This window comes from Actinocrinis sp. (genome assembly GCF_035946395.1).
Classification (GTDB): domain Bacteria; phylum Actinomycetota; class Actinomycetes; order Streptomycetales; family Catenulisporaceae; genus Actinocrinis.
Map to the genome: position 1 here is coordinate 1 of NZ_DASYZI010000256.1, position 22,675 is coordinate 22,675.

Here is a 22,675-nt window from a genome sequence, read left to right on the forward strand (position 1 = left end):
ACCACAGATCCCTGATCGCTGACCACTGAGTCAGAGCCCTAAAGCTCTACATGCACTGCTGGTCATCCGGTTTCATAGCCCACCAGTGTCCCAGTTCCACTGCTCCACTGCTCCACGAGGCAACGGATTCGGCCGGAGTCGGTCGCCATCGGGCACGTGCGAGAACGACTGACACCCGTGGCGTGATCCGCTGGTAATCCGATCCCGTGCGAAACTCGAACTGGTACGCATCTGGCGCGAGAGCCCCAGGCCGAAGCCTGGGGCTCTCGGCTGTTCTGCTGTTGCCGCCACTACTGCTACCACGGTGGCATTCGAGCCCCGACGAAGGTCCCGCTCGGCCGAGGGATGCGTGCGGATTCGGAGACCGATTACCAACTATCGGCTCTATCCGCTGTACACGGGGCGATCTTCCCCACCGTGATACGAACACGCGCCGCGAATGCCGCCGGACATGCTGTAGGTGCCGTCGTTGCACTCGACCATGTAGCCGTGGCCGTTCCAGAAATTCGCGATGCAGCCGAAATAGTTGCAGATATCGCCGGGTGGGCTGGTGACGAAGCCGCCGGTGCCGCAGAAGTTGTAGCCATACGGGTTGCTTGGCGCGCCGCAGGTGGACGGTTTGGGTGGCGGCGCCTTCGTGCTCGGCTGTGGCTGCGGCGCCTGGGTGGTGGGCACGGGAGGCGGCGGCGCTGCGTGAGTCGTGGGTGCCGGAGCCAGCGTAGCGGCGGAAGCGGCCGTCGAGTACGCCGGTGGTGCACTCGTGGCAGTGGCAGACGCACCGGGAGTGAGCGGCATCGCCGACGGCGGTGACGTTGGAGCGGTTGCAGATGCACTGGCCGATGGGCTACTTGAACCGAGGCTCGTTGAGCTGCTGCTTGTAGCAGGGCTGAGTTGAGTCGTCGTGACGGGTGGGGGATTGTGCGTCGCCCCGATGATGGCCACCAGAACCACTGTCAGTGCCGTGATCACACCACGTCGCCGGACGGACCAATCCGGACGCAGCCACAACAGGAGGAGCCCCACCGGAAAGAAGAAGACCAGGAACAGCACCACCGTGACGGTCCGCTGGTACCACGGAAGCTTCATCGGCGTCGGCCCGACAGCCCGGCTCGGCGAGATGAACGTCTCGTCCTCGTTGACCCACAACGGCCAACCCCACGGGGGCTGAGGCCAGGACGGATCGGGCTCCCAGCCAGGTGGTGGCGACCAGCCGTCAGGCAGTTGCGGCCAGTTCGGCGGCGGGTTGAATCTCATTGACGCCCCCCTTTGGCGAATGAGCTGAGCACAGCGCGTTCCGCCCTGACGAGCCGTTGAGCCCGCCGACCGCGAACAGCGTGAATATGACTACTGACTGTGCACAATGCTGGGAACATTAGTGCGCTGTGTGGAGTCACGAATGGCAATCAGAGTGCTCGTTGCCCGAGCGCGACATGCGAGACGCCGGATCGTGACCTCACAACCGCCGGGATGAGTCGGCAGCCTGATCGTCAGGGTACTGATCGTGAAACGCGAGATCACAGGGTAGGAAGTTCAAGTGGCCCCGGTACGGCAACCAGCCACGCTACGGTGTCTGGCGGATTGGATCCGCCGGCGAGGAGGCAGGGTTGGCAGCAGCACCTGATGCGGGGCGCATCGTGGCCGGGCGTTACCGAATCCTCAGCGCACTGGGCCGGGGCGGAATGGGCGTGGTGTGGCTGGCCAAGGACGAGCTGATCGACCGTCAGGTAGCACTCAAGGAACTGCGCGCCCCGTCGGAGCTCACCGCCGCTGAACGTGAGGTCTTCACGATGCGGGTGCTGTCCGAGGCGCGTAACGCTGCCCGGGTACATCACCCGAACGCGGTAGCGCTGTACGACGTGATCCCGGCCAACGCCGAGGATGAGGGCGCTTACCTGGTCATGGAGCTGGTCAGGGCGCCGAGCCTGGCCGAAGTCATCGCGCGTGAGGGGAGAATGCCGGAGCAGCGGGTTGTGGCGATCGCCCGGCAACTGCTCGACGTGCTGGACGCGGCTCACGCGCTCGGCGTCGTGCACCGCGACATCAAGCCCGCTAACATCCTGCTCGCGCCCGGCGACGTCGTGAAGCTGACCGATTTCGGCATCGCGCGCATGGTCACGGATGCCCGCCTCACGAGGACGAACGTCGTCGTCGGCACGCCGGCCTACCTCGCCCCGGAGCTGCTCCAAGGCGGAGAAATCGAGCCGTCGGCGGACCTTTGGTCAGTCGGCGCAACCTTGTTCATCGCCGTGGACGGCAGAGCGCCCTTCGAACGGCAAAACACCTCTGCGACGCTGAACGCGATCCTTTTCGAGCCGGTTCCAGTGCCCAACTGCGGGCAACCGCTGCGCAACGCGATAGCTGCACTGCTCGTGCGTGATCCAGCGCAGCGCGCCAGCAGCTCGCTCGTGCGCGGCATCCTCGACGGAAGCGCTGGTCCGCCGCCGCAGCAGCAAGCCGTGCCCAATCCGACCATTCCGGACCCGGCCTTCAAGCAGCAAACCATCCCGGTTCACCCGGCCCACCCGGTCGGCCCGCCGAACTGGTCCCAGCCGCCGTTCTATCCCGTTCCACCTCCTAGCCTGCCGCGCACGTCAACACCCAACGTGCTGGCGAGCGTGATCGCAGTCGTCGCCGTGGTCGGGCTCCTCGCGCTCGCCGCCGTGCTCGCGAACAGGAGCGGCAACAACAGCAACAGCACTGACGCAGGTTCATCATCATCGTCAACCTCAGCGCCGACGTCCTCGTATCCCCCCGCATCGCCGAACACAGTGACGTCAGCTACGTCCACCCCTGACACTCCTGACACGTCCACTCCTGACACGCTATCTTCCGACGCCGTCTCCTCCACCACAGCCGCAGCCTTCGATCCCACGAGCATGGACAGCAGCTCCACCGACCAGACGCCGCTGACCACGGGTGCCCTGCTGCCGAACAGTTTCGTGGACAGCAAAGGCGTCGATTACTCCCTGATCTCCGGGGGCGAGGAGTCGTGCATCGAGGCGGACATGAGCAGCAACGTGCAGCGAGTGCTCAGTGACAACGGCTGCACCGTGTCCATGACAGGGCAGTACCTTGAATCCGGCGCCAACGTCACTTCCACCAGCGACATCCTCGTCTCGGTACTGATCTTCCCACTCGACAGCGCGGCCAGTGCACGTCAGGTGTACGACAGCATTCAGGCGGAGAGCTCATGGGACTTCGGGATCTTCTGCACCCGGTCTGGCGACGGCGCCGAGCCCTGCAAAGGCGATTACCGCGCGGCGCGGCGCTATCAGTACATGGCGACGCAGCATCGATACCTGATCGAGGCGACGGCGCTCTACACAGACCTCACGTCGGACAGCGCAGTTCTGCCATGGATCCAGGCCGCCGCCTACCGCGCGGACGAGGTATGCGGCCCCGCGTACTACATCCGAACCCAGTGACCCGCCACCCTCATCCGGCAACAGGCGCCAGCACCATAGACTAGGCCGCGAAGCGTTGCCTGGAACGGTCATTGGTGTCGACCGTATCCCCTGGCGGGTAAAGCGGAATTCTGGTACATTCCGCCTTAGTGTGACAGTAGTCTTGTGTCGGGTTTTGGCCGCGACTGTTGGGGGATCTTCAGCCGTCAGGTCAGTCGTGTCATTCGCTGGTTAGTCAGCTTCTGGGGGTTTTAACGCGTGCATTTGCGCTTTTTCTAAGTACTCACACGCACCCACACTCATCGGGTGCACCGCCGCTCAATCTCAGTGGGGCCTTCGGAAGCGTTGTGCCGATCGCCTCTGACGTGACCGGTGGGACAGCTGCCACGCCGCAGTTCGAGCTGTATCGCGTGGCTGACTCGCGGCGAGGTTCGGCACAGGTCGGATTAGAAGTTGAGCGGCCCGTACCGTGTGATAGCATGCGCGCCGCAAGAGTCTTATGTAGCTGACTGTGCATTACCCACACCAATCGACTGTTCGGTCATTCTCGGATTGCTTTAAGAGCCTCCGACCGGATCATCAGGAGGGGAACTGTGAACTACTATCTCGCAGTGCTGAAGAACTACGTCGGTTTCAGCGGCCGGGCGCGCCGCGCCGAATACTGGCAGTTCACGCTCGTCAACTTCATCGTGCTGATCGCCCTGTTCGTGATCGACCTCGCGATCAAGACCCCGATCCCGTACCTGATCTACGTGCTCGCGATCATCCTCCCGGGTCTCGCGGTGGGGGTGCGGCGCCTGCACGACACCGGCCGCTCCGGCTGGTGGCTGCTCATCGGATTCGTCCCGTTCGTCGGTGGGATCGTGCTGCTCGTCTTCGCCTGCTTGGACAGTGAGGGAGGCGACAACAAGTACGGCGCGAACCCCAAGGTGCCTGCCTACGGTGCGCACGCCTAAGCAAGCAGTTCAACCGCGCATGGCACACGGCATCTAACGGCATGTATTCAGTGCGCCGATGCCATGTACACGTAGCCGCAGCGTAGACGACTAGACGACTAAGCGAACGCCCTGACCCACAATCCGGTCGGGGCGTCTCGTCATCCCCCCCAACTGAAGCGTTCCAACGTACAGGGTCGTCCAGTTCGTGAATACACCGACCCTCGCCTGCTCATAGCCGCCACCGCCGTTCGCCTGTGTCGCAGATCCCTCATACAGTTGTAGCGAGGTCGAGTCCTGCGAAATGGGGGGCGCTGTGCCCGGCGTGGTCGTGAATGAGTGGCGACGGTACGAACATGACCGGCTGTACGTCAACGACGCGGATACCGGCGAGAAGGTAGCCTTCTACGACCGCAAGACCGGCAAGCTCAAGTTGGTCGATCAGACCCGCGAGACGGAAGTCCTCAATGCGCTGCGACCGTTCCTCGCAGCCGCGCTCCCGCCCTCAATGGCGTCAATGGCGCAGAGCCTGCTCGCGGATCCACCCGCGCGTGGCAAGGATCTCGCCTACAACAAGCACGGTGACGCAGTCGCTGCACGTGCGCGCGAGCTTCGGCCGCAAGGCTTCCAGGGGATTGTCGTTCGCCTGCTGCGTCTGTCGACCGAGGCCACGTCGTGGGAACTGGGGGCGAAGGGCGAACACATCGTCGGCAGGCGGCTCGACAAGCTGAAGCGCCGTGGCTGGGCCGTGTTGCACTCAGTCGAGCTGCGCAGCGGAGCCGACATCGATCACATTGTCATCGGCCCGCCAGGCGTGTTCACGATCAACACCAAGCATCACAGAGACGCTCGCATCAGCGTCGGCGATCACGTGGTGTGGGTGAACGGCGTCCAACAGCCGTACATCCGCAACAGTAAGCACGAAGCCCGAAACGCGGAGCGGCGGCTCAGCCAAGCCTGCGGGATGCCTGTACCGGTAACTGCGATCCTGGCCTTCGTAGGAGCCGCTGCTCTGAGATCCACCTCAGCCAGCTCGGACGTGCTCGTGACTCGCGGCGAACAGATAAATCGCATGCTCAGATCAATGCCGGACGTGCTCACGCCGCCCGAACAGGAGCACATCTTCAGCGTGGCGCGACACGATGCCGTCTGGCTTGCCTGAGAACGCCACCATCCAGTACGAACGCCCGAGCCGATATCGACCCGGGGCTACTCACCGTTCCAGCGCTGATGGAAGAGAGTGGGCACAGACGGTCTCGAACCGCCGACCTCTGCTTTGTAAGAGCAGCGCTCTACCGCTGAGCTATGTGCCCGTGAGCCGAGAGCCTATCGTGCCTGAGTGGGGGCGCTCAAAATCGTATGGCCGGGCGGTGGTGTGCGGGCGGGCTTACAGCCAGGCCTTTCCTGGGCCGGGGCCCCAGTGCAGGCCCCAGTTGTAGGCCCGGTCGATCTCGCTTTGGTAGCCGGAGAAGTAGCGCAGCTCGCGGTGTACGACGATCTCGGGGCCTTGGCGGTGGATCTGGGCTACGGCGCAGCTGCGGGCGCGGGTGGGGGTTGTCGGGGAGCCTTCCAGGCGGATCTCCAGGGCGGGGCCTGCGGTGGGGTAGATCGTGACGCTGGCGCCGACGCGGGTGAGGTCGTCGGTGCCGCCGGCGACCATCACGAAGATCAGGATGCGCTGGAAGTGCGCGCTCTGGTCCATGTTGATGAAGATGTTCTCGCCAGTGGACGAACCCATCCGGTCGTCGCGGTCCAGGCGGATGTACGGGGCGCGAGCATAGTCGCCGCTGCGGCGGCCGACCGCCTGGATCACGCCGCGCTGGCCGTCGGTGAACTGGTAAAGGCAGCCGAGGTCCAGGTCGACGCCCCGGTTCGGGTCTGCGGTCGGGGAATCGGCGCGCCGCGCCGCGAACAGCCCGCGACGTCCTGCGCTGCGGCCTCCGCGGCTGTTGGCCGACTGGTTCCAGCGCAGGTTCACACGCAGCGTGCCCGCTATCGCGCCGTGCTGGGTGAGTGACACCTCGTTGGTCGCGGTGGACATGCCGATTCTGCTGAACGGAGCCTCGCCGCCGCCCGACCAGTCGATCCCCGCCACGTGCATCCCCCTTCTTCTTCATCGGTCACCGTTGAAGAAAATCAGTATCGCGCTTTGCGGCGGTCGGCGTCAGTGGAGTGCGGAGAATGTTGGTCGGCGCGCGGTTGAAGCGTGTGCGCCGATGAGGGTGAGGCGGAGTGGCGGTGCGGTGCGGTGAGGAGGTTTGGGGGAAGTGGGGTGGAGAGGGGCAGGGTGCATTGAAGTGGGATGCGTTGAAGTGGCGTGGGGCGAGGTGGACTGGGGTGGGGTTGGGGGAGGTGAGGTGTTAGAGGGGCGGGTGGGTTAGGGCATTTAGATAGGTGGACAGGGCGCGCTTGGTTGATTGGGGTGATTATCGACCAGCGGATGATTCCGTCCTGATCGATCAGGAACGAGCCGCGTTGTGCGCAGCCTCTCACCTTGTCGAAAACTCCGTAGGCGCGCGCTACGGCTCCGTGCGGCCAGAAGTTCGACAGCAACGGGAAGCCGAAGTTTTCCTGTTCGGCGTAGACGCGTAGGGCGTACATGGGGTCGCAGGAGATTGTCAGTAGCTCAACGCCGTGGCTGTTGAAGTCGGAGAGGGCCGACTGTAGGTCTCGCAGTTCGCCGCCGCAGATCTGGGAGAAGGCGAAGGGGCAGAAGACGAGCAGTGTGGGGCGTCGGGCGTGGTGGCGGTGGCCGTGGCGGTGCTCGGGGGACTGGTCGGAGTTGGGGAGCTTGGGGAGGGAGGAGTGGTCGACTCCGTGCTGGTCCGGGAGGGTGAAGTTGGGGGCAGTGTGGCCGATTAGGAGGTGGTTGGGCGCGCTGGATTGGCTGGTGCTGGGGTGGTGGGGTGCGGTGGGGGCTGGGGTGATGGCGGTAGAGGCGGAGATGGCGGCGGGGGACGGAGTTCGGGGGGTGGAGGCGGAGATGGTGGTGGAGGCGGATGCGGGAGTGGGGGCGGGGGTAGAGACGGTGGCGAGAGTGGAGGTGGTGGTGAGGGTGAGGATGGCGGCGGGGGTGGATTTGGGTGCTGAGGCTGGGGCCGGGGGGCGTAGGCGTCGGCGTTGGTGGTGGGTGGGGGTGGGTAGGGCGTCGCCTGGGGGCGCGTTGGATTGCCGCCGGGCGTGATCCCCTTGGGTACTGGGGCGGGAGGCGGCGTGATGACGGGGGACGTCGGCTTGGTGGGGGCCACGTCGGTGATCGCGTCGGGCTCGCGCGCGCTCGGGCCCGGGCGTGGACTCCGGCCCGGGCTTCGGCTCAGGGGCGGGCGCGAGCGCGGGCTCGGGTTCAGGCTTGGGCTCGGGGCCGGGCTTCAGCTTGAGCTGGGACGTGCGGCCGAGTGCGGGGGTGGGCACGGGCGGTGCCGGAGTCTGGCTTGGCGTGCTGCCTGCGGCAGGGCTCACCGCTTCCCGGCGCGGGCGCGGGGGGCCACCAGTCGGGTGCCGGCCCAGTCCCGGCCTGCGGAGACCGAGCTGGTCTGGGACAGGCCCGCGGTCGGGGCAGCCTCGCCGATGTCGCTCGGCTCGATGTGCCCGGGGCGACCCGCCTTCGGGGTCAGCAGCCAGATGTAGCCGCCGTCGGCGAGCGCGGTGAGCGCGTCCATCAGGACGTCCACCAAGTCGCCGTCGTCCTCCCGGTGCCACAGCAGGACGGCGTCGACGACGTCTTCGTAGTCCTCGTCGACGAGGTCGGATCCGGTCAGGGCCTCGATCGCGTCCCGCAGCGCTTCGTCGCCGTCCTCGTCGTAGCCGATCTCCTGGACCACCTGTCCCGGGGTGAAACCCAGCCGGGCTGCTGCCTGCGTGTCGGCCGACGCCTCGTTCGGCAAGACCTGTGCAGGATCCGCGTGGTCCGCGGTCGCGCTCACGTGTAGCTTCCCTCCATTTTCGGACTCGGGTCCGTGTAGGCCGAGTGGGTTCCTGTCGCGTTCGTTGTTTTGTGCTTCTTTGCCGCTTTTGCTGGCACCCGACGCCGCTGCGCCGGGTTGCTTCCATCTGTAGTCCACACGTGCCGCGCCCGCCGCGCAAGTACCCTGCACCCTTCTGTGGATATCCGGGCCGGGAGAGAGGCTTGGCGAGTGGCTGCTGCGGGCTGTCGGAGCGGATGCTGCACGTTGGGGGCCGGGGTCGCGGGAGCCTGGACGATACGCCGCGGCGCGCCGACGATCTTGTCGACGCGCCGCGGTAGTTCGGTGTCCGGGCTGCTGCCTATCGCTACCAGCCGGTGCGGGTGTGCACCCGTCTGTTCGGCCGGACGCCTCGCGTCGTTCCGGTGTGTGCCGGCGCACTCGGCTCGACTATCGCGTCGGGCCCGGGAAACACCAGGCTGGTGCGCCCGTCCGGGAACTCGACCAGGTACGGGGGCGCGCCGTTGGCGCCGCGGATCTCGATGATCCGGCCGTAGTGGTCTTCGGTCCCGATGTGGTTGGTATGGATGTGGAGCCTGTCTCCGATGGACGCACGCATTCGAGCCGCCTCTCGCTGCGTAAATGAGGGTGGAGTCGGAGGGATTTGGAGGTGTTGGGCGCCTTTCTGCGCATATGCACATCTGCACTGTCTCTGCACTGTCTCGGCCGGCGAGGCCGGGGCAGGGGAGGCCCGGTTTTGCCGCCGCTACGTACTGCCTGCATTCCACCTCGAAATTCCGCCGTTGCCAACTGCTCGGGGCTCCGATTGGTGGATTCGGGGCACAGGCTTCGGCATTCGCGCAGGACAGCGGGGTGGTGGGTTTGTGGCAGCCCGGTGCGTACCGGATGCATGGACGTCCGATCATCGGACTCGATGCCGTGATCCACGCCTGAAGGCGGCCCGATGTGTCCGTTTTCGCTAGGGTTACCGCCTAGTAGAGATGACGCCACACCCTCCCGCATAAGACGATGGGAGGAACTGTGCGAGACCTCTTGGGCGCCGACGCGAGCGTGCCGCGGTCTCCTAGCGATACAGCCGAGGCCGGCGTCGCCCTCCCGCCTCCGCGCCAGAAGCGCGGGACGGCCGTACGGCGCCCCAAGACGAAGTGAAGGACGAGCGTGGCTTCCGGACGAGAGCGTTTCTCGATCATCAGCGACGGTCTTCCCACCCAGCTGCCGGACATCGACCCGAACGAGACCGGGGAGTGGCTGGAGTCGCTGGACGCCGTCATCAACGAGCAGGGCCGACAGCGGGCGCGTTACCTGATGCTGCGTCTGCTGGAGCGTGCACGCGAGAAGCAGGTCGGCGTGCCCGGCCTGCGGTCGACCGACTACATCAACACCATCCCGCCGGAGCACGAGCCGTGGTTCCCGGGCGACGAGGACATCGAGCGGCGGATCCGGGCGTACATCCGGTGGAACGCGGCGATCATGGTGTCACGGGCGAACCGGCCGGGGATGGGCGTCGGCGGGCACATCGCGACATACGCGTCGGCGGCGTCGCTGTACGAGGTGGGCTTCAATCACTTCTTCAAGGGCAAGGACCACGGCGAGGCGGGGGACCAGGTCTACTTCCAGGGGCACGCCGCGCCGGGGATCTACTCGCGGGCGTTCCTGGAGGGGCGGCTGACCGAGGCGCACCTCGACGGCTTCCGGCAGGAGCACAGCCACACCCCGGGGCTGCCCTCCTACCCGCACCCGCGGCTGATGCCGGGTTTCTGGGAGTTCCCGACGGTGTCGATGGGGCTCGGGCCGATCAGCGCGATCTACCAGGCGCGGTTCAACAAGTATCTTTACAACCGCGGGCTGGCCGACACGTCGCGGTCGCACGTGTGGGCGTTTCTCGGGGACGGGGAGACGGACGAGCCGGAGTCGCTGGGGGCGCTGTCGATCGCGGCGCGGGAAGAACTGGACAATCTGACTTTTGTGATCAACTGCAACCTCCAGCGGCTGGACGGGCCGGTGCGGGGCAACGGGAAGATCATCCAGGAGCTGGAGTCGACGTTCCGGGGAGCGGGTTGGAACGTCATCAAGGTCATCTGGGGTCGCGACTGGGACCAGTTGCTTGCTCAGGATGTCGACGGCGCGCTGGTCAACAAGATGAACACGACGCCGGACGGCCAGTTCCAGACCTATTCGGTGGAGACCGGGGCGTACATCCGGGAGAACTTCTTCGGCGGTGACGGGCGGCTGCGCAAGATGGTCGCCGGGATGAGCGATGACGAGCTTCGGCGGCTCTCGCGCGGCGGGCACGATTATCGGAAGGTCTACACGGCGTTCAAGGCTGCGCGCGAGCACGTGGGGCAGCCGACCGTCATCCTGGCGCACACGATCAAGGGCTGGACCCTCGGCAAGGACTTCGAGGGCCGCAACGCCACGCACCAGATGAAGAAGCTGACCAAGGCCGAGCTCAAGGAGTTCCGCGACCGGCTGCACCTGCCGATCACCGACAAGCAGCTTGAGGCGGAACTGCCGCCGTACTTCCACCCGGGTGAGAACTCGGACGAGGTGGCGTACCTCAAGGAGCGGCGTGCCGCGCTCGGCGGCTACCTGCCGCAGCGTGTCGTACGGCCGAAGCCGCTTACGTTGCCTGGCGACGCGGCATACGCGGATTTGAAGAAGGGCTCCGGCAAGCAGGCCGTGGCGACCACGATGGCCTTCGTCCGGCTGCTCAAGGACCTGATGAAGGACAAGGAGATCGGCGCGCGCTTCGTGCCGATCATCCCGGACGAGGCGCGCACCTTCGGCATGGACTCGCTCTTCCCGACCGCGAAGATCTACTCGCCGCTCGGGCAGACCTACGAGGCCGTGGACCGGGAACTGCTGCTGTCGTACAAGGAGAGCAGGCAGGGCCAGATCCTGCACGAGGGCATCAGCGAGGCGGGCGCGACGGCGTCGCTGATCGCGGCGGGCACCTCGTTCGCCACGCACGGCGTCCCGATGATCCCGATCTACATCTTCTACTCGATGTTCGGGTTCCAACGGACCGGGGATCAGTTCTGGCAGTTCGCCGACCAGATGGGCCGAGGGTTCGTGCTGGGCGCGACGGCGGGGCGGACGACGCTGACGGGGGAGGGGCTCCAGCACGCGGACGGGCACTCGCACCTGATCGCGTCCACGAACCCGGCCGCAGTGGCGTACGACCCGGCGTACGGGTTCGAGATCAGCCACATCGTGCAGGACGGTCTGCGCCGGATGTACGGCTCCTCGGCCGAGCACCCGCACGGCGAGGACGTGTTCTACTACATCACCGTCTACAACGAGCCGAACCAGCAGCCTGCGGAACCTCCGGGTATCGATGTGGACGGCTTGCTCAAGGGCCTGTACCGCTACCGTCCGGCGCCCCAGGGCACCGAGGAGCGTCCTAGGGCACAGATCCTTGCTTCGGGTGTTGGCTTGCCGTGGGCGCTCAAGGCGCAGCAGCTACTTGCGGAGGACTGGAACGTAGCGGCGGACGTGTGGTCGGCCACGTCGTGGACGGAACTGCGCCGTGACGCACTGGCAGTGGACAAGCACAACCTGCTTTACCCGGAGCAGGAGGCACGCGTGCCCTACGTGACGCGCGTGCTGGAGAACACTCCCGGCCCGATCGTCGCCGTCTCCGACTGGATGCGTGCGGTACCGGACCAGATCGCGCAGTGGGTGCCCGGCGACTACACGTCGCTCGGCGCGGACGGCTTCGGCTTCGCGGACACGCGTGGCGCGGCCCGCCGTTTCTTCCACATCGACGGTGAGTCGGTGACCGTCGCGGTGCTGGGGCAGCTGGCCAAGCGGGGCGAGATCAAGCGCGAGGCCGTTGCGGAGGCGGTCAACCGGTACCAGTTGCATGACGTGAAGGCGGCGGGAGCCGGGCCGACCGGCGGCGACGCATAGTGGCTTGACGAGTGTCGGCGTTACGGCGCTACGGCGCGTCGAGATGGCGTAGCGACGACGCGGCGTAGCGCCGGCGGGATGACGGACATCGTGACCGCCTGCACCGGAAGCATGTGCCCGGGGCAGGCGGTCGTGCGTTTCGGCGCGGTCGCTGATCGGCAGCCGGGCGTCAGCGGATGTCCTCCAAGGGCACGGTCCGGAAGCCGTCCATCTCCGTGGGCACGTTGAGGTTGCCGCTGTTGGCCGAGATGGACAGGGTCCTGATCAGGAAGGCGAACACCTCGCGCAGCGCCTCCGCCTGGTTGGCCTGCTCGCTGGCGATGAAGGCCTGGAGCGTGGCCACGGTGCCGAGAACCTGCTCGTTGGCGTCGCCGAAGCCGAAGGTGATGACGTGCGGGCGCCGTTCCCAGGCCGGATCGACCAGGCGGGAGAGCGAGGCCTTCCAGATGCGGTCGTCCGCGACCGGCGGCAGGTCCCCGGCCCGCATCCCGTCGGTCGGCGCGCCGTCGGTCATGAGGAACACCGTGGGGCGCAGGATGAGCCGGTTCGCGTTGCGCAGCGCCGGCACGTCGGCGTTGATCCGGTCGCGCAGCAGGTCGAACACCTTCGCGTACTCGGTGGAGCCGGAGCAGGCCACCCGGGGCAGCTTGGTGACCTGGCGGATGTCCGACATGGGCAGCGCCAGGTGGGGCTCCGAGTTGAACACGATGATCGACATGTGCGCGAAGTCCGAGATCTGCGGGTCGTGGTAGGCCGCGCGGTGGACTCTGCGCAGGCTCTCGTTGAGCAGGTCGGTGTGCGCCTTCATCGAGTACGACGTGTCCAGCACGATGTAGGTCGGCAGGCACTTGAGCCGGGCGACGCCCGGGATGACGTCGGGCGCGTCGGCGGGATCGGTGGTCATGGCGGCTCCGGTTCCGGTACGGCGATGGGCGAGAGTTCTCAGAGGACGAATATGAGGAGTGGGATCGCCACGGCGAGGGCGACCACGGTGGCGGTGACTGTGGCGATGACGGTCCGGCGGTTCCGCCTGTGTCGCGCGGCTGCCCGTTGGGCGTGGGGCGATGGCGACCGCTTCGACGCCGGTTGGGCTGGACGCGGCCGTGGTGATGTGGGCCGCGTTGCGGACGGCCGTGTTGCGGACGGTTGCGTTGACGCTGGCCGTGTTGACGTCGGTCGTGTTGGAGACTTGTGAATGAGCGGGCCAAGCGAGGGCAGCGGCTCGACGTCTTCCCAGCCGACGATGCCCATGGCGTCTGGCGTGGCTTCTGATCGAGTGTCGGTCGGCGTGGTCGGACTGGTGTTTCCGGTGGCTATTTTCCCGCCGGACAGCGCGTTTTGCAGATGGCTGATCGGCAGTCGCTGCGTACGGTCGCGTGCGGTGGCCATCTGCCGCACGACGGTCTTCAGGTGCTCGACCCGATCGTCGGTGCTGCGCAGCGCCATGAGCCCGGACACGGCGCTTTGCGGATCCCGCTCGCCGGAGAGGCAGGCGGCGACCGCGATCGCGCAGCGGAACCGGTCCGTGTACGTGTCGACCGGCAGGTTCGCCGGGGTGAACGGATCGGCGAAGCCGAAGCTCTCGACCCAGGGCTGCGGGCCGAACGAGCACGCGTCGACGTCGATGACGTAGACCGACGAGTCGCGCTGCGACCAGAAGATGTTCTTGTATCCCCAGTCGCCGTAGACCAGGCCGTACCGCTCGAACAGGTCCGCGATCGCGATCAGGTCCGTGCAGACGGCGAGCCGGGTCTCCAACGGCGGCACGCGCAGGCCGACCGGCGGGAAAGCGCTGTTGGGCATCGCGAGGTGCGTGAGCAGCAGCGGCACGACCTCGCGGCCGCCCTCCGGGTCCGAAAGCGCTTCGTAGTACCGCCGCGGAGCCGCGGGGACGACCACGCCGACGGTCCGGCCGCCCTCGATCACCTGCGTGCGCGGCCAGCAGGTGCTGCGCAGCAGCAGGTCCCGGTCGGCCGCGGTCAGCCGCTCGGGCAGGCCGACCAGCCTGGCCAGCCGCAGCTCGTCGGCTTCCTTGATCTGGGTCGGCCGGTATTCCTTGAACAGCATCCCGGCGTGGTCCAGCAGTGGGTAGACCGCTTTGCACTGTCCCGGGCTGCCGATCGGCGCGCCGAGCCGGCCGAGCTTCGCACGATCGGTGCGCGGCCCGAACGCGTAGGCCTGAGCAGTTCTCGGCACGGGGTCACGTCCCATGGGCGGGCGGGGACCACACGACGACGGCGGTGCGGTCGTCGTCCTGGCCCGGCGCGTCGAAGCACATGTCGCGCAGAAACGCCGGCAGCGACGGGGGCTTGGCCCACCGCTTGGCCAGCTCTTCCCGCGCCCCGCCGACGTCGGTCAGCACGTCGCCGAGGCCGTCGGTCATCAGGGCGAGCGCCTGGCCTGCCGGGAAGTCGATCGTGGCGGTCTGGACGTGGTCGGCGTTGTGCGGCAGGCAGGCGTCGAGGGTGTTGCGGTCGAGCCCCTCCTTCACGGCGCCGGTCTGCTGCCGCCAGCCGCCCTGATCGAACAGCCACGCGGTCGAGTCGGCCAGCCAGCTCAGCCAGACCTTCCGCCCGCCGTCGGAGTCCGACGCCGTCAGCGGTATCGCCGCGACGAGCAGCGTCGTGGCGTAGTCGGTCTGCCGGTGCCTGCGCCGCTGCGCCTCGTCCGTGATGCTGTACGCGACTTGCTGGAACAGCTGCTGGGCGGAGTGCGCAGTGAGCTTCACCTGCTCGTGGAACTGCCGGGCGAGGACGTCGATCGCGCCGACCGTGGCCATGTGCGCGCCGATCTCCGAGTGCGCGGCGGACGAGACGCCGTCGGCGACCGCCACCAGCAGGAACCTGCGTCGGCTGTCGAGCGCCAGCTGGTACGAGTCCTGACGCGGCGCGGCGCGCTCCGGGTCGTACCGGTGGCCGGCGCCCACGATCGACGCGGCGCGTACGGCGAGGTCGCCGGCCTGCGCCTGGTCGGCCGCCACGCCCGGCTGAGCGGACTTGCGCGGCAGCTGCCACGGCATCGAGCCGATCGTCGTCTGCTGGACGAAGACCAGGGGCCGCAGGCTCTCCTCGGCGCCGGGCGGCTGTAGCCGCCACTGCTGTGGCTGGTCCGGCGCCGTCGTTCCGGTGTGGTTCGTGCCGGGACGGGTGGGCGCCTCGGGCCGCTGGCCCTGCTTCCGCAGCGCGGCCGCGTCCAGCCAGTCGGCGAGGAGGGTGAGCAGGCGTTCGGACACCATGATGAGCACACCGATCAGGACCATGAGGGCTAGTTGGTTGCGCTCGTACAGCCGCGCCGGGACGGCCAGGCCGATCCCGATCGCCAGGGAGGGGATCAGCCACCTGCGGCTCTGGCCGGACGGCGCGGCCTCGGGGACCTCGCGGCTCTCGCGGCCGTTTCCCGCCGCGCGCTGCGGGTCGCGCGGCTCGTGGGGCATGACGTCCACGTGCGGTTGCAGCGGCTTGGTCATGGCGCGTCCTCGACGTCGTCCCACGCGATGATGCCGGATGCGTCCGGTGCGGGGGGCGGCGCCTGTACCGGTGGCGGCGGCGCCGGTGCGAACTGTTGGGCCGGGACCGGCGGCGGTCCGACCGGCGGTGCCGAGCGTCCGGGGCGGGTTGCGTATCCGGTGGCCCCCGGGTAGGCGGGCGGTGCGGCCGGCGGCGCGCTCGCACCGGTTATCGCCAGCGGCGAAGTGCCGATGCCCGGCGGGATCTGCGCGGGGCCGGGGTTGGGCGGCAGCACCCAGTCGAGGTATCGTTCCAGGTCGACGTCCTGGGCGACGCCCTGCTCGATCAGCAGCCTGCGCATCTCCTGACGGTCCTTCTCGCTGATCTGGCGGCTCTGTAGGACCAGGTTGATGACCTCACGGGTCTCGTCGCTGCCCTTCGTCAGGTGCTCGACCAGCAGCCCGAAGTCGCCGCGCGAGAGCGCCTCCTCGACCTCCTTGCGCCGCATCGCGTCCAGCTTCTGCTGACCGAGCAGGGTGGACTCGTCGGACAGATGGGCGGCCAGTCTCGGATCGATCGTCAGTTTCGCGGCGAACCGGATGATCGTGATGCCGCTGTCCAGGGCGATCCCCGAGCCGAAGCGCTGGTTGAGCCCGGACTCGGCCAGTGCCCAGTCCCGCGGCGCGACCTTCGTGGTGATCTCGCGCAGCGGGGTGGACAGGCACTGCTCGATCATCGCGTCGGCGTCGCGGATCCCGCGCCGTACGATCGCGACCGGGTCGTGCACGCACCAGGCCAGCGAGATCCGGTAGGGGAAGTAGAAGTTGTTCTGGCCGGTCGGCAGGTTGTTGCCGTTCAGCGAGCTGTTCTTGTCGGTGGTGTCCACGTCGTAGCGCCGCTTGGCGGAGAAGGCCTGCCCGAAGGTCGGGCGGCGTTCGTTGACGATGTAGTCGCCGTCGGCGGTGACGAAGACGTGCGCGACGCCGGGGATCACGTGCGGGCGGCTCATCCCGGGCTGCGGATGCGGTCCGGTGAACAACTGTCCCGGCGGGAAACCCTGCGCCAGGGGATCGGGCTGGTCGGGCATGGCGGTACTCCTCGGCGGACGGACGGATCAGCGGATCGACATGGGAGCCAGTGCGGCGGCGGCGTGCGGTGCGGGGCCCGTGCCGTCGCGGCCGGTCCATTCCTGGGTGAGCCGGCGGACGATGGCCTTCGTGCGCTCGGTACCGGCGACCCCGGCGAGCATCCTGGCCAGCGCCTGGCAGCCGCGCGGGTCGCCGTCGAGGCTCTTGGCCCACGCGGAGAGCACGTCGCGGGCCGTCTGGTACAGGTCCGAGGCGTTCAGGGCGTCGGCCCACAGGTAGCGGATGATGGCTGTGAACTGCGGGTCCTGATCCAGGTGCAGGAAGGCCGGCCACTTGACGCTCGCGCCCCGCACCGGCCGCTGCGTGACCAGGTCGGCGGCCGCGAACAGGAACGCCAGCCGGCCCATCGACCGCAGGTACTGTTTGCGTCCGCTGACCCACTCGCCGAACAGGGTGAACACCCGCGCGGTCACCCCGGGGGTCTCGGTGGCGATCAGCTCGGCGAGACTGCGCGAGACCGCCTGCGCCACGGGCCACTCCTCGACCACGGCGAGCCGGGTCAGCAGCCCGATCGACTCCTCGATCCGCTGCGCGCCGAAGTCCGCGCCGCACGCGCGCGCCGCGGTGACCTGTGACGAGACGGCGACCTGCGACGAGACGGCGCTCGAATCGACCCACTCTTCCAGCAGGGATTTGATACGTGCGGCGAACCGCGGGTCGGAGCCGAGCGTCTGCAACGCGACCGCCGCGGCGTCCTGCCGGTCCTGCTCCTCGGACCAGGCCCAGGGCAGCACGATCGTCTGGAGTACGTGGTCGTACGAACTGAGCGCGAGCGCACCGGCGGCCACCCCGGCGCCGATGTGGATGTCTTCGAGCGGACTGTCGCCGAGCTCGCGCAGCCACCGGGTCAGCGCGTCGCGCTCGTCGTCGTACTGGTCCCAGACGTGCGCCAGCAGCCGGCGCGGATAGTCGCGGTTGATGTACCGGACGATCAGGCCCTGCGGCTCGCCCGGCGTGCCGGGCTCGGCGCCCGGAGCTTGCAGGGCCCTGACCCGCGACAGCCGCGCCCGGTTGCCGCCGCCGAAGGTGCGCGTCCGCAACCGGTCGCGGACCTCGGCCGTTTCCGGTCCCAGCAGCCGTTCCAGGCGCTTGCCCGCGTCCGCCACCTTCTCGTTCGCCAGCCCGTTGAGCACGGCGAGCGCGATCGCGTAGAACTGGTCCTGCGGGTGCTCCTCGGCCAGGCGCTCGAACCAGACCCCGATCTCGCCCGCCGCGCTGGCGGCCATGCCGAGTTCCGCGGCGGCGGCCATGGCCTGCGGGTCGGCCGCGGCGTCGGCGAGCAGCGTGGCCAGCAGGGCGGCGTCGGACAGCGGCCGGTCCGCGCCGAGCTGCCGCGCGATCAGGTCCCTGACGTCCGGCCGGTCGAGCAGCGACCTGGCCGTGGCCTGGCCGCTCGGCGCGAACCGGCGGCGGAACTGCGCGGCCACCACGGCGGCCGGTTCGGGTCGGGGGCCGAGGGCCACGCAGTGCGCGGTGATCGCGGCGCAGCCCCAGGGCAGGGGGTCCGGCGCGGTGATGATCATTTTCTGCCCGGCGGCCGCGAGGCCGTCGACGAGCCGCCGCAGCGCGAAGTCGTCCAGGCTCGCCGCCGCGCGCGCGGTGATGTCGGGCAGCACGATGCCGGTTCCGTTGGGCAGCGACTGGGGGGTCAGCGTGGCGAAGTCGGCGAAGGAGCGGATCACGTGGATCGACTGGCGGCCGGTCCCGGCCGCGAGCAGGTGTACCGCCGTGGCGGCGCGGCCGGAGCCCTCCGCCCCGGTCAGCACGACCAGCGCGCGGCCCGCGGCGAACCGGCTGACCTTCGGGTACTGCGGTGGCTCGACGAACGCCAACGCGGCGTCCACCGCCTCGGGCGCGAGCCTGCGGTAGATCAGGGTCGTGCGGTCGGCCGCGCCGTAGAAGAAGTTGTTGACGTTCTTGTCGCCCATCACGGCGTCGTGCAGCGAGTCGCCGAACAGCTGCCGCTGGGCCGACTGCTGGTAGCCGAGGTGGCCGGAGGTCTTGTTCGGGTTGTTCGCCGCGGCCGTCGCGAAGCTGTTGCGCAGGCTCGCGCCGTCCGGGGCCTGATTCGCCGCTTGGCCCTGCTGCTCGCCGCCGGGTTCGGCGGACTTCGCCGCATCGCCGCCGCCGGGACCGGCCGCGTTGTTCGGTGCGCCGCCGCCCGGCGCCGGGGGAGCGGCGGGAGACTGGGCGGGATCGCTCATCGCTCGGCTCCTTTCGCGCCGTGGTAATTGGTCTCGTGCTTGTCGCCCTGCACCACGTCATGGATGTTCGAGTTCGTGATCGTGATGCTGCGGGCATCGGGGGTGGGCGCGGCTTTGGCTGCCGCGACAGGTGCGCCCGACTCGGCGGCGGGGTCGTACGGCGGAAGGCCGGGGGGAGTGCGCTGCCCGGGGACGTGGATCCACGCGGTCTCGCGCAGTTCCTTCATCACGAGCAGGGCCGGTGCGTACGCGGTCCGGTCGATCCGCTCGTGATCGTGCCGGACCACCGCCCGATACCAGGCGTCGGAGGCGATCACGGCGAGGTGCGAACGTGTCGCGGCCTTCAACACGTCGCGCAGCACCTGCGCGTCCACGAGGCGGCACGCGGTGTTCAGGTCGGTGCCGTACACGCCGAACTCGTCATCGGCCACCTCGCCTCCGTGCAGCGAGAGGCGCAGCCGCATCTCCTCGGCCGGCGGCTCGGACAGCGTGCGGCGCACCAGCGCCGCGTGCAGGTGCCAGGTCAGCGCCCGGGTGATCGCCGTCTTCGGGATGACCGGAGGGATGCGCAGGATGACGCCGTCCCCGGTCTCCTTCGACTCCAGCGCCGACCAGTCGATGCCCTCCTCGCTCAGCGCCGCGGCCAGGGCGGCGTGCAGGTCCGAGCGCAGCGTTCGCTGCACCGTGTCGGTCCGTCTGCCGAACGACTCGATGTCGGCGACCGCGAGCGCCGTGTACAGCGGTGGTGTGGTCAGCGGTGTGGTCATCTGGTGCGCACCAGCCCTCCCGATATGTTCGAATACTGATATACTTTCGACCGTGCGGTGCCACGCTCGCGCGCGGCGTGGCCGCCCTGCCTGGCTGCTCAGCGCAACAGGACGCCGCTCAGCGCGAGCGCCGCGCCGGCGCCCAGCAGCCACATGCCGAGCCGGATGAAGCGGTACTTCGCGACGGCGATCCGGCTCAGTGCGTGCGCCTCGGCGAGCAGCCACTGCTCGGGGTCGGCGCCGACCTCGCGCGCCAGCGCCCGCAGCGCGGTCGCGTCGAAGCGGTTCGGGAAGTGGTTGAAGAAGGTCAGCCGCTGGTCCCCGGAGCCCTCGAAGCGCGGGAAGATCGCCGCGGCCAGGGCGACGATCCCGGCGATCCAGCACAGCGCCGACGCGGCGAGCGCCGCGGTCGCGGCGGTCCCGTCGCCGCAGCCGTGAGGCTGCCAGCCCTGCACGGCGAAGGCCAGGATCGCGGTCGCCGTCGCGGCGAGCGTCGCGGCCTTCCCGTCCGCCCGCTCTATCGCGTGCTCCGCCTGCGCGGCCAGGTGCCCGGCCACCGCGGGCAGCGGCGTCCCGGTGCTCCCGGGCACTCGGCGTCGCCCGCGCGGGTTCCGCCGGTTCGCGACGGCTTTCATGAGTCTCCGATCCGCTGGTGGGGCGCTCGCGTCCGACCTGCGTGGCGGCGGCGCCGCCCCCTCCCCGAACCGCCGCCACGCCACCATCGTCCGGGCCTGCGAGCTGCGGCGCTGTAGCGGATTACACACACGGCTGCCCTTTTTTCGGCTCCCGGACTCGACCGTGGCCTGATGGGCGGCTACCGGCTCGTCCACCACTGCGCGTCGGCCACGGTCAGGTTCGAAGAGGCTGCTCTCGCGGGTTTCACGGCTGCCGCCGCGCGTCACTGGAGTTGCGCGATCGCCTGGAGAGCCTGCCGGTCGGCGACCACTATGCGCCGGTCCGAGGTGCGTACCACCCCGCGTGCCCGCAGGTCGGCCAGCGCCTTGGCGACGGCCTCCCGGCTCGCGCCGATCGCCGCGGCCAGTTCCTGCTGGGTCAGCCGGGCGGCCGCCTCGACCCGGGAGCCGGTGCCGTCGAGGTCCAGCAGCAGCCTGGCCAGCCGCCGCACCACCGGCAGCGTGGCCATGTCCTGGCTCTGGTCGTCAGCGGCGCGCAGCCGGGAGGCGAGACTGCGCGCCACTGCCGCGTACGCGCGCGGATGGTCGTTCAGGTAGGCGTGGAACTCGCGACCCGTCAGCAGCCGGGCCCGCACCGGCACCAGCGCGGTGACCGTGGCACTGCGCGGTCCGCCGTCGAACGCGGCCAGCTCGCCGATCACGTCCATCGGGCCGCAGAGCCCGAAGATGACCGAGCGTCCGTTGTCGGCGTCGCCGCTCACCACGGTCCAGCCGCTGATGATCGCCACCACGAAGGTGTCCGGGTCGCCCTGGCCGAGGATGCGCTCGTCGGCCCGGTACGTCCGGTCCGAGCCCAGGCCGAGCAGCGCGTCGCGGTCCTGCTCGCCGAGGGCGGCCAGCAGCGGCTCGCCGCCGAAGATCGCCAAGAGTGTCCCCCCTCTTACGCTCTGTAGGGGGATTATCTATGCAGGGCTTTGACGCGGCAACCGGAAACGCGATTTGTGTATCAGACTTTGGATTTGGTCGCTATCGGGCGGGAATACGCCGGTACCTGCTCGTATTCCGCCTGCTCACGGAAGTAGGCCTCAAGCAGGCGGATATCCGGGACGTCCTTCGCCCGGTTCAGATACCGCTTCCACGCGAGGGAATCACGCAACGAGACGAAACGGATGCCGTCGATGACCTCGGCCCCGTCGATGAGGGAATCGATCGGCCATTGCGGGGCGACCCAGCGGTCGAAGATCTCGATCTCCCCGTCGCCGATCCGCACCACGCGGCCGATTCCGGAGGGGGCGCGAACCGGTTTTCCGAACATTTGTGCCAAATCCCACGCGGGGCCTCTGGCCACCACGTCCACGTCGCGCAGCCGTGCCCGCAGCCCGTGCGCGTAGAGCGGGGCGCTGCCGGCCAGCGCGTAGTCGCCGGGCGGCATCCGCAGGTCCAGGACCTGCCGGATCAGCCGGTTGCGCCGCAGGCTGGCGAGCACGCTGCTCCTATCTGGACACTGGCCCTATCCGGGCGACACCGCGCCGAGCAGCCAATGGGTGGCGAGCGCCGGGCCCAGCGCCATCACCAGGCTGGTGAGGGTGCCGACGAGGAAGTACTCTGCGAAACCCTCTTCGTTTCGGCTCAGTGCCGGGAATCTCGCCACCGATTTGGCGGTCAGGGCGAGCACCGCCGCAGTCGATTGTCCGGCCATCACGAACGAGAACACAATTGCCCGCTCCAGCCATCCGATAAGCATACCAGCGCCGACTAAAGCCCTGAGTTCGCTCGGTTCGCCGGGCGGCGGCGAGGATTTGAGGCGCAGCTTTCCGGTATGCGGTTCGAGCACCTGCTCGACTATGGCGCCGCCGATGAAGATCGACGTCAGCGCGCCCGCGGAGATCAGGACGACCCGGTCGTCGTGGAGCAGGCCGCCGAGATATCCGCCGAACGACCGCGGCCCGGCGAGCAGGCCGACGGCTGCCGTCAATCCGACGACCAGCCCCGGGATCACGACGTGCCGGGGTGCGAACATGCTGCTTATCCACGGCGTCTCGGGCGCGGCCCCGCGGCTCGGCCCGAGCCGGCTGCGCAGGCCGACGCAGGCCGCCCCGGTCAGCACGAGGAGGACCCACGAGCGCCACTGCGGGAAGACCGGGGCCAGGACGAAGGCGCTGTATGCGAGGCCGACGCCGGTGTGCACGCGCAGACTGTCGCGCAGGCCGGGCACCCCGAGCGGGAACAGCGCACCCACCGGCAGACCGACCATCAGCCGGACCACGTTCGCGGTCATCGCCCCGTCCGTTCCCGTCGTGC

20 protein-coding genes and 1 tRNA gene are annotated in these 22,675 nt (G+C 68.6%); 5 read left to right on the forward strand and 16 right to left on the reverse strand.

Annotation, left to right across the window (positions count from 1 at the left end):
• Window positions 1-384 precede the first annotated feature (384 nt).
• Entirely contained in the window at window positions 385-675 is a 291-nt protein-coding gene (locus VGS97_RS15750) for a hypothetical protein (RefSeq protein ID WP_326854272.1), read from the reverse strand.
• A 286-nt stretch (window positions 676-961) separates the two neighbouring features.
• On the opposite strand from VGS97_RS15750, the gene VGS97_RS15755 reads away from it, so the two are divergent.
• From VGS97_RS15755 to VGS97_RS15770, 4 genes are all read left to right on the forward strand, one after another.
• Window positions 962-1,168, forward strand: a complete 207-nt coding sequence (locus VGS97_RS15755; protein WP_326854273.1) for a hypothetical protein — start codon at window positions 962-964, stop codon at window positions 1,166-1,168.
• 436 nt (window positions 1,169-1,604) lie between these two features.
• On the forward strand, window positions 1,605-3,425 hold the full coding sequence (locus VGS97_RS15760) for a serine/threonine-protein kinase (protein WP_326854274.1): 1,821 nt from the start codon (window positions 1,605-1,607) through the stop codon (window positions 3,423-3,425).
• Between the two features lie 572 nt (window positions 3,426-3,997).
• Window positions 3,998-4,360, forward strand: a complete 363-nt coding sequence (locus VGS97_RS15765; RefSeq protein WP_326854275.1) for a DUF805 domain-containing protein — start codon at window positions 3,998-4,000, stop codon at window positions 4,358-4,360.
• Between the two features lie 295 nt (window positions 4,361-4,655).
• Entirely contained in the window at window positions 4,656-5,501 is an 846-nt protein-coding gene (locus VGS97_RS15770; protein ID WP_326854276.1) for a nuclease-related domain-containing protein, read from the forward strand.
• A 79-nt stretch (window positions 5,502-5,580) separates the two neighbouring features.
• Here the strand turns inward: VGS97_RS15770 and VGS97_RS15775 are convergent.
• From VGS97_RS15775 to VGS97_RS15790, 5 genes are all read right to left on the reverse strand, one after another.
• Window positions 5,581-5,652: transfer RNA gene (locus tag VGS97_RS15775), tRNA-Val, on the reverse strand.
• A 74-nt stretch (window positions 5,653-5,726) separates the two neighbouring features.
• A complete protein-coding gene (locus VGS97_RS15780; protein WP_326854277.1) occupies window positions 5,727-6,440 on the reverse strand; it encodes a hypothetical protein in 714 nt (237 codons plus the stop codon).
• Between the two features lie 35 nt (window positions 6,441-6,475).
• Window positions 6,476-7,798, reverse strand: coding sequence for a redoxin domain-containing protein (locus VGS97_RS29595; protein WP_349262153.1), 1,323 nt, complete (start codon window positions 7,796-7,798; stop codon window positions 6,476-6,478).
• Window positions 7,795-8,262, reverse strand: a complete 468-nt coding sequence (locus VGS97_RS15785; RefSeq protein ID WP_326854278.1) for a DUF3052 domain-containing protein — start codon at window positions 8,260-8,262, stop codon at window positions 7,795-7,797. Before VGS97_RS15785 ends, VGS97_RS29595 begins: the two co-directional genes overlap by 4 nt.
• A gap of 346 nt (window positions 8,263-8,608) precedes the next feature.
• Window positions 8,609-8,860, reverse strand: coding sequence for a DUF1918 domain-containing protein (locus VGS97_RS15790; RefSeq protein WP_326854279.1), 252 nt, complete (start codon window positions 8,858-8,860; stop codon window positions 8,609-8,611).
• A 560-nt stretch (window positions 8,861-9,420) separates the two neighbouring features.
• On the opposite strand from VGS97_RS15790, the gene aceE reads away from it, so the two are divergent.
• Window positions 9,421-12,174, forward strand: coding sequence for a pyruvate dehydrogenase (acetyl-transferring), homodimeric type (aceE, locus tag VGS97_RS15795; RefSeq protein ID WP_349262154.1), 2,754 nt, complete (start codon window positions 9,421-9,423; stop codon window positions 12,172-12,174).
• Window positions 12,175-12,343: 169 nt separating this feature from the next.
• Here the strand turns inward: aceE and VGS97_RS15800 are convergent, their stop codons facing one another.
• The 10 genes from VGS97_RS15800 to VGS97_RS15845 form a co-directional block, all read right to left on the reverse strand.
• On the reverse strand, window positions 12,344-13,078 hold the full coding sequence (locus VGS97_RS15800) for a hypothetical protein (protein WP_326854280.1): 735 nt from the start codon (window positions 13,076-13,078) through the stop codon (window positions 12,344-12,346).
• A gap of 38 nt (window positions 13,079-13,116) precedes the next feature.
• A complete protein-coding gene (locus VGS97_RS15805; RefSeq protein ID WP_326854281.1) occupies window positions 13,117-14,370 on the reverse strand; it encodes a hypothetical protein in 1,254 nt (417 codons plus the stop codon).
• A gap of 4 nt (window positions 14,371-14,374) precedes the next feature.
• The gene (locus VGS97_RS15810) at window positions 14,375-15,640 is read right to left on the reverse strand and encodes a protein phosphatase 2C domain-containing protein (RefSeq protein ID WP_326854282.1); all 1,266 of its coding nucleotides are present in this window, start codon (window positions 15,638-15,640) and stop codon (window positions 14,375-14,377) included.
• Window positions 15,637-16,707, reverse strand: coding sequence for a hypothetical protein (locus tag VGS97_RS15815; RefSeq protein WP_326854283.1), 1,071 nt, complete (start codon window positions 16,705-16,707; stop codon window positions 15,637-15,639). The genes VGS97_RS15810 and VGS97_RS15815 overlap by 4 nt, the downstream gene beginning before the upstream one ends.
• Before the next feature lie 27 nt (window positions 16,708-16,734).
• On the reverse strand, window positions 16,735-18,972 hold the full coding sequence (locus VGS97_RS15820; protein ID WP_326854284.1) for a hypothetical protein: 2,238 nt from the start codon (window positions 18,970-18,972) through the stop codon (window positions 16,735-16,737).
• Window positions 18,969-19,739 (reverse strand): hypothetical protein, encoded by a 771-nt coding sequence (locus VGS97_RS15825; RefSeq protein WP_326854285.1) that lies wholly within the window; start codon window positions 19,737-19,739, stop codon window positions 18,969-18,971. The genes VGS97_RS15820 and VGS97_RS15825 overlap by 4 nt, the downstream gene beginning before the upstream one ends.
• A 98-nt stretch (window positions 19,740-19,837) precedes the next feature.
• Window positions 19,838-20,329, reverse strand: coding sequence for a Pycsar system effector family protein (locus VGS97_RS15830; RefSeq protein WP_326854286.1), 492 nt, complete (start codon window positions 20,327-20,329; stop codon window positions 19,838-19,840).
• 308 nt (window positions 20,330-20,637) lie between these two features.
• Window positions 20,638-21,300: a Crp/Fnr family transcriptional regulator gene (locus tag VGS97_RS15835; protein WP_326854287.1), complete on the reverse strand. Its 663-nt coding sequence runs from the start codon at window positions 21,298-21,300 to the stop codon at window positions 20,638-20,640.
• A gap of 80 nt (window positions 21,301-21,380) precedes the next feature.
• The gene (locus VGS97_RS15840; RefSeq protein WP_326854288.1) at window positions 21,381-21,860 is read right to left on the reverse strand and encodes a hypothetical protein; all 480 of its coding nucleotides are present in this window, start codon (window positions 21,858-21,860) and stop codon (window positions 21,381-21,383) included.
• A gap of 24 nt (window positions 21,861-21,884) precedes the next feature.
• Window positions 21,885-22,652, reverse strand: a complete 768-nt coding sequence (locus tag VGS97_RS15845; protein ID WP_326854289.1) for a hypothetical protein — start codon at window positions 22,650-22,652, stop codon at window positions 21,885-21,887.
• Window positions 22,653-22,675: the final 23 nt, after the last annotated feature.